The sequence below is a fragment of the Nocardia abscessus NBRC 100374 genome (assembly GCF_000308455.1).
Lineage (GTDB): Bacteria > Actinomycetota > Actinomycetes > Mycobacteriales > Mycobacteriaceae > Nocardia > Nocardia abscessus.
Window position 1 is genome coordinate 68,748 of record NZ_BAFP01000273.1, and the last position, 11,620, is coordinate 80,367.

Sequence of the window (11,620 nt, forward strand, 5' to 3'; positions counted from 1 at the left end):
GGTGCCGAGGCGCGATGGTGGATGCGCCCGTCCCCCTCCAGGGCATAACCACCGTCCCCGCCGCACGCTTTCTGGTGATTCAGCCACCGTCGCGCGACCCGCGCCGCTCTGTGCGCCCCGTTTCTCGCTGCGTCTCACCCGCTGTGGGTGAGGCACGCCCCTGTCCAGTGATCGAGGAGGCTTGTCGTGTCGTTCATTGATGATCCCGGGCGGTTCATCGCCGAGGCGTTGGCCAGGTTGCCGGAACCGCCACACCGGTCACTGGTGGTGATGGCATTGCGGGAACCGGCGTCCGGGCCGGACGGGTATGTCGGAGTGGAACGCATCCGCCACGAAGACCTGGACAGGACGCGCCACTACCTGGCCACCAGTCCGATCCTGGCCTGCACCCGCCGCTGGTGCGCCCAGCACCGCCCGGACGCCGTCGCCGTGGTCGTTGTCGACGGTCCGACCCCCGGCACACCGTTTCCCCGCGACGAATACCGCGGGCTCGTGGCCCGGTTCCGCGATCAACTCCTCGAACTGGGAGTCGGGGCGTTCGCGGCGTGGGCAGTAACCGGCCGCGACCCTGGCCACCCGTGGGCGAGCCTGTTCGGCAGCGCGCACGGCCTGCTGCCCTACGCCCCACCACGCGCCGACAGCGTCGAGGACCTTCCACACGACCTCGCGCCGGATGCCGAGCTGGCTGCCGAGGTCGCGGCGCTGGTAACGGTGCGTGGCGGCGATCGTGAGCTGTCGCGGGAACGGCTGCGGCTGGCCCTGATGCAGGTGGAGGCGGTCCGCGCCGAGGGTGTGCTGTCGGCCGCGGAGGTCGCCGAACTCGCCGACGCACTCACCGACGGCCTGGTCCGCGACAGCCTGTATGCCTTCGCCGTCAGCGCGAAAGGATCACGCGGACATCGGTTGTGGGCGCTGCTGGTGCGGGCGCTGCCCTCACCACACCGCACCGCAGCGGCGATGTTGTGCGCGGTCACCGCCTATGTCCACGGCGACCGTGACCGGGCCGGTGCGGCGATCGGAATCGCGGTCTCCGATGACCCCGACAACCCGACAGTGCAGGCGGTGGCCGCCGGAATCCACCGCACCGTCCCGGTCGCGCTGTTCCGCGCCGCTCTGAGTGCCGGGCGCGCCAACGCCGCTCACCTCGGCATCGACATCGACATCGACTGAACCCCGCACCGCATCGACCCCATGGAGGTTGTATGAATCCCGCCGCACCGCGAGCCCTCTCGCGCCGGCTGGCGTGGGCGATTCTGGCTCGCGCCGCGCTGACCGCGGCGCCGGTGGTGCGTGAGCTGATGCGCACGCTCGAGGTCGAGGAGGCCGCCGCCCGGCTGGCCACTGGCGATGTCGCGGCGGCTGTCCCGCGTGACCTGCGTGGTCAGGCTGCCCAGGATCTCGACCGCGCCGACGAGCTCGGCGTTCGGCTGGTCACTCGCGATGACGCCGAGTGGTGGCCGAGGGCTGTGGCCGACCTCGACGCGCCCGGCGTGGCCGCGGGGAGCCCGGTGGCGTTGTGGATGTGCGGCGCACCGCGGCACAGTCCGCTGTCGCAGTTCACCGTCGCGGTCGTCGGTTGCCGCGCGGCCTCCGAATACGGGGTGCACGTCACCCATGACCTCGCCGGTGATCTGGCCGAGCGTGGCTGGACGGTCATCAGCGGCGGTGCGTTCGGTATCGATGCCGCCGCCCATCGTGCGGCGCTCAACCGTGGTGGTCGCACGATCGCGGTGGTCGCGACCGGGTTGGGTCGCGCCTACCCGGTCGCGCATCGTGAGCTGTTCGACCGGATCGCCGAGTCCGGGTTGCTCATCTCGGAGTACCCGCCCGATACTGCGGCGGCCAAACACCAGTTCCTGCAACGCAACCGGCTGGTGGCCGCGCTGGCGCGGGCGCTGGTCATCCCGGAATCCGCAATCCGTGGCGGCACCCGCAATACCGCCAGCTGGGCGCGCCGGCTCAACCGCCCGGTATTCGCGATTCCTGGTCCTATCTACTCCACAGCATCGAGGGGCTGCCACGACCTGATCCGTGACGGTCACGCCCGCCTGGTCACCGATGCCCACCAGGTCATCGACGACCTCCACGCCGACCCCGCCACGCGCGGCTGACCAAGGGGCATCCGCGGGCTGTCACCACGTAGCCGCCAGCCACGCATCGCTGACCTGGCGGCAGCACTTTGTGTCCGTATTCGACCCACCCCGCTCCGGCGGCGTTCAGTCCGCCCCACCGATCCCAGGAGGTTTGTTCATGTCCGCGTCCAGCCTTGCCGTGCAGTCCCTTGCTCGTGGCGACCACGAGCGTCTCGAACATCTCGGCTACGCCGGAGCCACGCCCGCCATCACCGACTCGGCGGTGCTGGATCGCTGGCGCGGCGACTACCCCGGCTGGCGGGGCCGCTACTGGGCGTTCCTCGACGACGAGCACGGCGTGCTGCGACTGCGCCCGATCAACGTCACCCGCCAGCCCGCCCAGCAGGCCGCTGCCTGACCTCTCATCCGCGCGGGCTTACGCCCGCGTCCTGCCCCGCATCCATAACCCGGCCCGGCGGCCTCGCCTGCGACTGGTGAGGTCGCCGCGCCGCTTGTCGTGAGGAGCCGTGTTGACTACTTCCACCCTGACCGCCATCGCCGACCCGGCCACCGATCCCGGTCCTGACACCGACCCGGTAGCCGTCGAGGAAACCGTGCCTGCCACGCAACCCGCCCCCGTGGTCGAGGAGCCCACCGTCATCGAAGACATGCCAGTGCCGGCTCTGCCCGAGGCCAAGGCGGAGTACCTGGATCCGGCGGAGTTGGTGATCGCCGAAAACGTCCGCCAGAGTTTCGATCTCGCCGCGCACCCGGAGGAGGCGGCGTCGATTAGGGAGTTCGGTGTCGGCAACCCGATCCGTGCCGAACGCGAGCCCGACGGCTCCGTTCATGTCGTCGACGGGCAGATCCGCACGCTGATCGCCCGGGAGGTCGGGTTGGCGCGGGTGCCGGTGTGGATTACCGACGCCACCACCGATATCGACGCGAAGGAGCGGCGGATCGCGCGGACGTTGACCCAGATCAACCTCAACGACCGCCGCATCCCGCTCACCGACTCCGACCGCGCCACCGGCATCGCGTTGATGCTCGACCTCGGAGCGTCCGCGACCCGGGTCGCGAAAGGGTTGCAGCGCAAACGGTCGGAGATTCAGAAGACCGCCGCAGTCGGTGCCTCCGACACCGCCAAGCAGCTGCTCGAACAGCGCCAGTACGGCCTCGATCAGCTCGCGGTGATCGCCCACTACGAGAACCTCGGCGACACCGACGCGGTCGAACGCCTGGCGACGGCGGGACGGTGGAGCTTCGCCTCCACCGCGAAACGGATCGAGCACGACCGCGCCGAAACCCGAGCCCGCCTGCACGAATCGCTTCTCTACGGCGCGTACGGGTTCGGGGTCCTCGCCGCCGAACCCGACACCAGAGAACCGGATGCGGCCTACATTCCGGCCAGCGAGCTGGTCACCGCCGCGGGTGAGCCGGTCAGCGAGGAGTCGATTTACGCCGACCCGGCCCGGTGGGTGGTGTATCTCGAGGTGCAGGAGAACGGGCTGCTGGTGGACAGGGACACCGGCGCGATCGTCGACGCGGGCACTGTCGACTGGAGCACCCGCGGCGACCTGTCCGCCGAACCCGCCGACGGGCGGGTGCATGCCGAGCGGGTGCAGTGGCGTGACCGCTGGATCCCGTCCTACTTCCTGCCCGCCAGCGCGCTGGTCGACAGCGGCCTGCAGCAGATCGTCCCCGACACTGGTGACGGCTCCGAAGAAGCCGCCGCGAAGGCGGCTGCCGAGCGAGAGCAGGCCCGCCAGGACCGGCGGCGGGTGATCGAGCTGAACAAGCGCGGGGATGCGGCCAACGCGCGGCGGCAGGAGTTTCTGCCGCGTCTGCTGGCCGGGCGCACCCCGCCGAGGCAGGCGGCGGCGTTCGTCGCCGAATCCATGGCCCACACCCTGGATCCGGCCGATCTGCGGAAGGTGACCACGCTGCTCGGTATCGGGGGTTCCACGCAGCAGCTGGTCGACGCGATCCACGCCGCGACACCGTCGCGGGCGTGGATGATCGTGCTCGCCATGCAGATCGCCGCCGCCGAGGCACCGATCGGCAAAAGCTTCTGGCGCGACAGCTCCGCGGCCACGAAGCGGTATCTGCACTTCCTCGCCGAAGCCACAGCCGGAACCGAGCTGGACTTCGCGCTGCTCGATGTCGAACAGGCCGCCGCCGGAGACATCGACTACCACGACATCGACCTCGCCTCCTGACACCACCACATTCGATTCGCCCAGGACAGGTGAGGCGATCCGGCTGTCAGTGCTGCCACCGAGGCCACTACCTCGGTGGCAGCACGATCCCCCATTCATCCCCATCTGTCCACACCTTGTGAAGGAGCATGCTCATGGCCGGAGACACCCCGCTGACGGTGATCGGGAACCTGACCGCCGATCCGGAGTTGAGGTTCACCCCCGCCGGTCACGCGGTCGTGAATTTCACCGTCGCCTCCACCCCGCGGCACTTCGACCGCAACGCCAACGAGTGGAAAGACGCCGAGGCGCTGTTCATGCCGTGCAGCATCTGGCGCGAAGCCGCAGAGAACGTCGCCGAATCGCTCACCCGCGGTGCACGTGTCATCGTCTCGGGTCGGTTGAAGCAGCGCAGCTGGCAGACCGCCGAGGGCGACAAGCGCAGCCGGGTGGAACTCGAGGTCGAGGAGATCGGACCGTCGCTGCGCTTCGCCACTGCCAAGGTCAACCGCGTCTCCCGCCATTCGGGCAATGGCTACAGCCGCGCGGCGGCTAGTCGCTCCGACAGCGATGACCGGGCCCGGGACCTCGTGGGCGCGGCAGCGGGAACCGGGAGCGACGACCCATGGGCGTTCAACGGCGTGAGCTCCTTCGGGGGTGGCTCCGGGGTGGAAGATCCGGCTTTCTGATCCCGATCCCACACGAATCGTGGTGGCCGGCGGTGGCAGCCTGACCTTCTCACGAACGGATATTCGCTGCCCGGCCACCACTGATCGCTCGTGCCGTCGGGTTTTCGGTGGGTGAGGGCTGATCGTCTGGTCGTCTGCCCCGCCTTGCTGAGTGCTACCAGGCCGTGATCCCGCCACGGCTGCGGGCCCGCGCCCGGTCGTCACCGAATTCGCCCGCGCGACGTCGCACCGTGCGCGCTGGTCGGTGTGGTCAGCGCACGAATTCGCCGCCGCCCGCGTGGGCGCGTTCCCTCCGCCGTGTCGGGATCCCACCCTGGTCGGCCGCACTCAGGCGGGTCAGACGACCAGCCGCCCAGCCCCGTGCCGGGGTTCGTGCTGTGCGCGGGTCCGGTGCGGGGCCGAGCTGTTTCCACGACACGACAGGAGTCCGTGATGACCGCTACGTTGAACACGCCCGATACTGCTGTTGCCGTTTCCCCGTTCGCTGAGGCGCTCGGGGAGATCGAGTACCTTCTCGAGGTCGATCCCGACCGGGCGCGTGAGCGTTTCACCGAGGTTCTGACCTTGGCCTCGCCGCGGGAGCGCCAGCTGCTCGACCGGGCCGCAGACCTGTTGACCCGGTCCCCGTTCAAGGTCGCGGCCCGACAGCTGGGCTGGATGGCCAAGAGCCGACCCGAACTGCGGGCCATGATCATTGCTCACACCGCCGACTCCGAACCCGGCCTGTATCGGCCTGAGTTGCGTCAGCAGTCCGACACCTCGATCGAGGCCGCCGAATGGGTGCGCCGCTCCATCCGTGATCGCCGCCAGCGTGACCGGCTCACCGCCACCCCCACCGCCGCCACCGACGCCGCGCGCCTGAGCGTCGAGGCCATCGCCACTCGCCGCGCAGCCCGCACGCCGGTACCCGCCACGGTCAGTTTGCGGCACCGTGAACGCGACCGCCGCGTCACCGAACGCCGCGAGAGGATCTACGCCGCCTACGCCGCGGACCGGCTCTACGCGATCGACACCGAGCCCGACACCGACCGCACCCCGCCGGTGCCCGAACCGCGCAAACCCGCCAACCTGATGTGGGCGCACGTGCAAGCCGACCTGTGGGACCGCAGCTACTTCCTGCACGTCGCCCACTGCTACACCGAGGCCGACCGTCACCTGCTCGCGCCCGAGGCATCCCCGCGCCGCGGCGAACGCGACGGCCGCGACAGCGCCCTCGACGAGGCCGCTCGCGCGTTCCTGCACGACCACGACACCGACCCCGATCCCGCGGTCGGCGGCGATCGACGCACCCGCTCTCGCCGTGACCGCCGCGGCCTGCCGCCGAGGATCACCCCCGTCGACCAGAGCCGGTTCGCGGCCCGGCGCACCGGGCTGCCCGTTCCCGATGACCGCGACGAGTATCTGCCCTACACCGAACTCGACGTCCGCGAGTCCACCTGGCAGGGCTCGGGATTGGACTACGACCTCGCGGCCATGACCCCCTACCTCGGGTGGCCGTGCGTCGGCTGCTGGATCGACCGCCCCGCCAGCGACCGACGCGCGGTCCACGCCCTCGACGGCGACCACGTCAGCGACGACGGTCTCTGCGACGTCTGCCGCGCCGACGGCCACCCCGGCATCGCGCCGCTGGCCCCGGGGTGGGGCATGCGCAGCTTCGTCGAATCCCGCTGCACCTACATCGCCGCCACCCACCCACGGCAGGCGCGCGCGATCCTCGACCGCATCCGCGCCGCCGCCGCGAACACTGGCCCCACCTGGCGTCTGATCACTCGCTGGATGGCGGTGAACCTCGACCAGACCAACGCCGTTGCCCCGGCACCGCGACCGGCCGCCCGCCGCCCGCGCAAGGCCACGACGCTGGGAGCCGGGCAGCGCGTCGGCCGCTGCGATGCCTGCGCCCGCCCCAGTGTCGTCCACGCCGACGGCTACTGCACCACCTGCCGTATCGACCTCGGTCTCGTACCGGCCCCTCGCCGATCGACCGCGGCCTGACCGACCACTCCCAGAGCCCCCTCGATCACCGGTCCGCCGTGGCTGCCTCGCGCCCACGGCGGACCGGTCCACCACCCCGACCTTCAGGAGTCCACATAATGCAGCGACCCCTGACCGTCCTGCGCCACCTCACCCGAGCGCTACGCCGCGCCTTCACCCCGCACCGCCGCGGCATCACCGTGCGGGTCTTCCTCAACACCAACCCGCGCGCCACACTCCACGGCTACACCCGCGCCGCCGTACTGGACCTCGCCTACGACCACACCGTCCCCACCGAAGACGCCGCGGACGACGATGCCCTGCTCGAGCGGGCCTTCGCCGCGTTCAACGGCTACCCCGACCGCCCCGAGGACCGCGTCCACGCCGACGCCTGGACCGACAACCGATTCCGGTCGCTGTCGGTCGGCGACGTCGTCGCCCTCGACGACCGCTACTACGCCTGCCAATCGCGCGGTTGGGTGCGCATCCCCGCCCCGCGCACCTGAGAGTCGCGCCACCACCGCACGACGGCCGGGACCACCCCTGGTCCCGGCCCTCACCAGTTGCCACCTTCACCCGATCACCCATACCCCCTCACCGACCCACGTCCCTCTCCACTTATCCACATCCATCCACACGCCACCACTGCCCTACTCCTCCTACACCCTCCACAGCTCACCTACACCCCCTTCTTCTCTCTTTTCTCAGGCACACCTCTTGCATCCAGGATAACAACTTGGACTATCAACGGTAACGCGACCGTTATCTGATTCCGCTGGTGGACTTTTGGTGCTCGGGTACTGCGACACACCGGGGCTGACCGTGAGGTCGTTGACCGCTGCGGATCGCTGGCTACGGTGAGGCGACAAAGTCGCTTTTCCGTTGACGAATCTGGAGCGGAGTTGGCCAAGATCCCTGGTTCTGCGGGGCTGGTTCTCGTCGAGGGCGTGCGCCATCTGGACGAACCGGCGGCGGTGTTCGAGGGCATGCTGACGGGCTGGGCGAACCAGCAGAAGTCGCGAATGCTGGCGCCGTCGACGATCGAGCCGCGGCTGTCGCTGCTACGCAGATTCGCCGAATTCACCGCGTCGCACCCGTGGTCGTGGACGGCGTCGGATGTCGAGGACTTCACCGTCTCGCTGACGGGTGAGACGGGTGGGCGGCTCGCGCCGGCCACGATCCGTGGCTACCACCTGGTGCTGCGGATGTTCTGCGACTACCTCACCGATCCGCGCTATGAGTGGTTGCGGCAATGCCGCGACCGCTTCGGGCAGGTGCCCGAGCAGATCTGTCATGAGTGGAACACCGTTGCGCACCTGGTCGACTACGAAGGCCGTCCCGGCCGCCGCCCCTTCTCCTATAACGAGCTGCAGGGGCTGTTCGACTACCTCGACGAACGTGTCGAGCGCATCGCGACATCCGGCCGCAAAGGCGCGTTGGCCGCCCTGCGCGACGCACAGATGATCAAGACCTGCTACGCCTATGGGCTGCGCCGCACCGAACTCTGCCGCCTGGAGTTGGTCGATCTGCGGCCGAATCCGCATATGCCGCAATGGGGCAGCTATGGGTCGCTGCACGTGCGCTACGGCAAGGCCACCCGCGGCAGCACACCGCGGCGACGGACCGTGCTGACGGTGCCGGAGTTCGACTGGGTCGTGGCCGGGATGCGGCAATGGGTCGAGCAGGCACGCCCCATCCTCAATGCCGCCGACCATCCGGCGCTCTGGGTGACCGAACGCCTCACCCAGGTCGACGGCTGCTTCCTGGAGAAACGGTTCTCCCGCATCCGCGCCGGGGCAGGGCTGGCGCCGGAGTTGACGCTGCACTGCCTACGCCATTCCTACGTCACGCACCTGATCGAGTTCGGCTACCCCGAACGGTTCGTCCAAGAACAGGTCGGCCACCATTTCGCGTCGACGACGGCGATCTACACCTCGGTCAGCAACGACTTCAAAAAGCAGACCCTGCGAGCAGCACTGCACCGCGTCTACACCCCCAACCCCGCACCAACCACACCCCAGGAGGTCCGGTGAGCAGTCGACGCATGGTGATGAGCTGGCATCTTCGCCAAGTGATGGCCACCCGCGGCATATTCCAGACCAGCGAGCTCGTCCCGCTGCTGGCCGACCGCGGAGTGCACCTGAGCCGTCAATACGTCCACAAACTGGTCACCACCGCGCCCCAGCGGATCAACACCGACCTGCTCGCCGCACTCTGCGACATCCTGCACTGCCAACCCAACGACCTGCTGGAACCAGTCGCCGCCCACACCGAGCAGACCCGCACCGGCACCGACGGACACCATCTGGAAGGACTTGGGATCGGAGACCTGCGGCCCGTCCGAGCCGTCGTCCGGCGACCGCACGAACCGAACGCATAAATGGGGCGCACGCCTGCCCCCACGACTGATTGCGCGCATTGCGGCCAGCTCAAACGCTGCACGCGAACCATCCTCGGCCAGCGGGTCTGCCCGAACTGCGTGCTGCGGTTCCGGCGCGCTCCCGGCTGCTGCCCGCACTGCGGCCAAGCGAAAGTGCTGGCGTTCCACGACGATCAGCACAGACCCTCCTGCGCGAGCTGCACCGGCAACGACCCCATCTACGCCTGCCCGCGATGCGGCCGCGAAGACAGGCCCTACGGCCACCTCTGCTCGGTCTGCACCCTGCAGGACCGAGCTACCGCGCTGCTCGCCGACCCCTCCGGCCACATCCATCCGCGCCTGCAGCCCGTCTTCGACGCCTGGATGGTCGGCAAGGACCCACGTTCCACGCTGCAATGGATCCGCAAGCGCTCCAGCAGCCCAGAAATCCTGCGCGCGATGGCCCTCGGTGAGCTTCCCATCTCTCACACCACATTCGATGATCTGCCGAGCACGCGACCGGTCAACTACGTCCGTGATCTGCTCACCGCCACCGGTGTCCTCGAGCCCTACCAGCCGCTCATCGCGCGAACCACGCACTGGCTGGGCGAGGTCCTCGAACTGCTGCCCAAACACCACGCCGACCTCATCCACCGCTTCGCCCGATGGCACCTGTTGCGCCGGCTGCGACTTCTCGAAGCACAGGACAAGGTCACTCGCGGCGCCGTCCAAAACGCCCGAGCCACCGTGCTCACGGCGATCCGGCTATTGATCTGGCTCGACGAACACGGCATCGCCCTCCTCGACGCGACCCAAGACCACCTCGACGCCTACCTGGCCAGCCACCCGGGCCGCGGCGTCGTCCTGGTCCGATTCATCGACTGGACCAACCACACCGGCATCACTCACGACCTCCGGATCCCGCCACAGCAACGGCCCGACCTGCAGGTTCAGCTCTCCGACGATCAACGCTGGCACTACGTCGAGACCCTGCTGCACGACAACACGATCCGCCGATACACCCGCATCGCCGGACTGTTCATGCTGCTGTTCGCTCAACCGCTCTCACGCATATGCCGCATGCGCCACGACCAAGTCACCCTTCAACCCGGCGGCACCGTCACCACCATCTTCGACACCGTCCCCATCGAAATGCCCGAACCACTCGACCAACTCCTGCGCGACCACCTCACCCACGGCGGTCCAGCCTCTTTCGCCAACCAAGGAATCTGGCTGTTCCCGGGCCGGCTACCCGGAAAGCACCTGGTCACCGAGAACATCCGCGCGGAACTGGTCTCCCACGGCATCCACCCCAAACACGCCCGCCACGCCGCCATGTTCCACCTCGCCGCCGACATGCCCACCCCCGTCCTTGCCGAACTACTCGGACTCTCCCCCATCACCGCCACCCGCTGGGCCATCCTCTCCTCCCGCAACTGGGCCCAATACACCGCCATGCGCCATACCTCCCACCAGGCTCGCGGCGAAGAACAGTTGAGATAGCAGGCTCGCCCCGTCGCACTCCGACCGACATCGACGCCCCTACTTCGGTTCACACTGGTCTGGTGACCGAAATTCCCATGGAAGGAGGGTTCATCAGCCGGGCCGTCCGAGTTGGTGACACCGTTCACCGCCAGCCCGGCCCGCGCGCAGAGTTCGTCCACCAGCTACTACGCCATCTCGAGGACCGGAGATGGCCGGGCGCACCCCGCTTCCTCGGCATCGACGCCCTCGGCCGAGAAATGCTCACCTACCTCGACGGACACGTTCCCAACAGCGGTGGACAGCCACCCGTGAGCGAGCCAGAGAACTTGATCGCGGTGGCGAACCTGCTGCGCCAGTTCCACGACTTGACCGCTGGAACGCCGTTGGCCCGCGACCAGGAAGTGGTCTGCCACAACGACTTGTCGCCGAAGAACACTCTCTACGAGTCCAGTGCCCCGACAGCTCGGCCGGTCGCGTTCATCGACTGGGACCTCGCAGCACCCGGCGCTCGCATCCACGACCTCGCGCACCTGTGTTGGCAGTATCTGAATCTCGGACCCGGTATCGACGACGTCGCCCAGGCAGCGAGCCAACTACAACTGGTCTGCACCACCTATGGCCTCAACGACCATCACGCTGTCGTCGACACCATTCTCTGGTGGCAGCAGCGCTGCTGGCGCGGGATCGAGACCCGCGCCGCCGCCGGCGAAGCCGCCATGACCGCACTACGCGACACCGGAACCGTCGAGGCAATCCGCGCCGCCCATCACTGGGTGCACAACCACCGCGACCAGCTGACCGCGGCAGCCGACCCACCCAAGCGCCGGAACTGAAACAGCACCACGA

The 11,620-nt window shown here is 68.8% G+C and carries 11 protein-coding genes; all 11 read left to right on the forward strand.

The window, feature by feature from the left end; genetic code table 11:
* Positions 1-186: 186 nt before the first annotated feature.
* The 11 genes from ON19_RS36455 (at position 187) to ON19_RS36505 (ending at position 11,607) form a co-directional block, all read left to right on the forward strand.
* The gene (locus tag ON19_RS36455) at positions 187-1,170 is read left to right on the forward strand and encodes a DUF4192 family protein (protein WP_043703612.1); all 984 of its coding nucleotides are present in this window, start codon (positions 187-189) and stop codon (positions 1,168-1,170) included.
* 32 nt (positions 1,171-1,202) lie between these two features.
* Complete coding sequence (gene dprA / locus ON19_RS36460; protein WP_051169695.1) at positions 1,203-2,111, forward strand: DNA-processing protein DprA; 909 nt, start codon at positions 1,203-1,205, stop codon at positions 2,109-2,111.
* 139 nt (positions 2,112-2,250) lie between these two features.
* Complete coding sequence (locus tag ON19_RS36465) at positions 2,251-2,490, forward strand: hypothetical protein (RefSeq protein ID WP_043703614.1); 240 nt, start codon at positions 2,251-2,253, stop codon at positions 2,488-2,490.
* Positions 2,491-2,602: 112 nt separating this feature from the next.
* Positions 2,603-4,291, forward strand: a complete 1,689-nt coding sequence (locus ON19_RS36470) for a ParB/RepB/Spo0J family partition protein (RefSeq protein WP_157230041.1) — start codon at positions 2,603-2,605, stop codon at positions 4,289-4,291.
* Between the two features lie 134 nt (positions 4,292-4,425).
* Entirely contained in the window at positions 4,426-4,959 is a 534-nt protein-coding gene (locus ON19_RS36475) for a single-stranded DNA-binding protein (RefSeq protein ID WP_043703853.1), read from the forward strand.
* Positions 4,960-5,391: 432 nt separating this feature from the next.
* The gene (locus ON19_RS36480; RefSeq protein WP_043703619.1) at positions 5,392-6,951 is read left to right on the forward strand and encodes a hypothetical protein; all 1,560 of its coding nucleotides are present in this window, start codon (positions 5,392-5,394) and stop codon (positions 6,949-6,951) included.
* A 98-nt stretch (positions 6,952-7,049) separates the two neighbouring features.
* Positions 7,050-7,436: a hypothetical protein gene (locus ON19_RS36485; protein WP_043703621.1), complete on the forward strand. Its 387-nt coding sequence runs from the start codon at positions 7,050-7,052 to the stop codon at positions 7,434-7,436.
* Positions 7,437-7,832: 396 nt separating this feature from the next.
* Positions 7,833-8,963 (forward strand): tyrosine-type recombinase/integrase, encoded by a 1,131-nt coding sequence (locus tag ON19_RS36490; protein WP_051169696.1) that lies wholly within the window; start codon positions 7,833-7,835, stop codon positions 8,961-8,963.
* Complete coding sequence (locus ON19_RS36495; RefSeq protein WP_306307081.1) at positions 8,960-9,310, forward strand: helix-turn-helix domain-containing protein; 351 nt, start codon at positions 8,960-8,962, stop codon at positions 9,308-9,310. Before ON19_RS36490 ends, ON19_RS36495 begins: the two co-directional genes overlap by 4 nt.
* Positions 9,311-10,792 (forward strand): hypothetical protein, encoded by a 1,482-nt coding sequence (locus tag ON19_RS36500; protein WP_051169697.1) that lies wholly within the window; start codon positions 9,311-9,313, stop codon positions 10,790-10,792. It abuts the gene before it with no gap.
* 62 nt (positions 10,793-10,854) lie between these two features.
* A complete protein-coding gene (locus ON19_RS36505; protein ID WP_043703627.1) occupies positions 10,855-11,607 on the forward strand; it encodes a phosphotransferase in 753 nt (250 codons plus the stop codon).
* Positions 11,608-11,620: the final 13 nt, after the last annotated feature.

Coding starts and splice junctions, on each gene's coding strand:
- ON19_RS36485 (WP_043703621.1), top strand. CDS start 7,050: ATGCAGCGACCCCTGACCGTCCTGCGCCACCTCACCCGAGCGCTACGC.
- ON19_RS36475 (WP_043703853.1), top strand. CDS start 4,426: ATGGCCGGAGACACCCCGCTGACGGTGATCGGGAACCTGACCGCCGAT.
- ON19_RS36500 (WP_051169697.1), top strand. CDS start 9,311: ATGGGGCGCACGCCTGCCCCCACGACTGATTGCGCGCATTGCGGCCAG.
- dprA (WP_051169695.1), top strand. CDS start 1,203: ATGAATCCCGCCGCACCGCGAGCCCTCTCGCGCCGGCTGGCGTGGGCG.
- ON19_RS36480 (WP_043703619.1), top strand. CDS start 5,392: ATGACCGCTACGTTGAACACGCCCGATACTGCTGTTGCCGTTTCCCCG.
- ON19_RS36465 (WP_043703614.1), top strand. CDS start 2,251: ATGTCCGCGTCCAGCCTTGCCGTGCAGTCCCTTGCTCGTGGCGACCAC.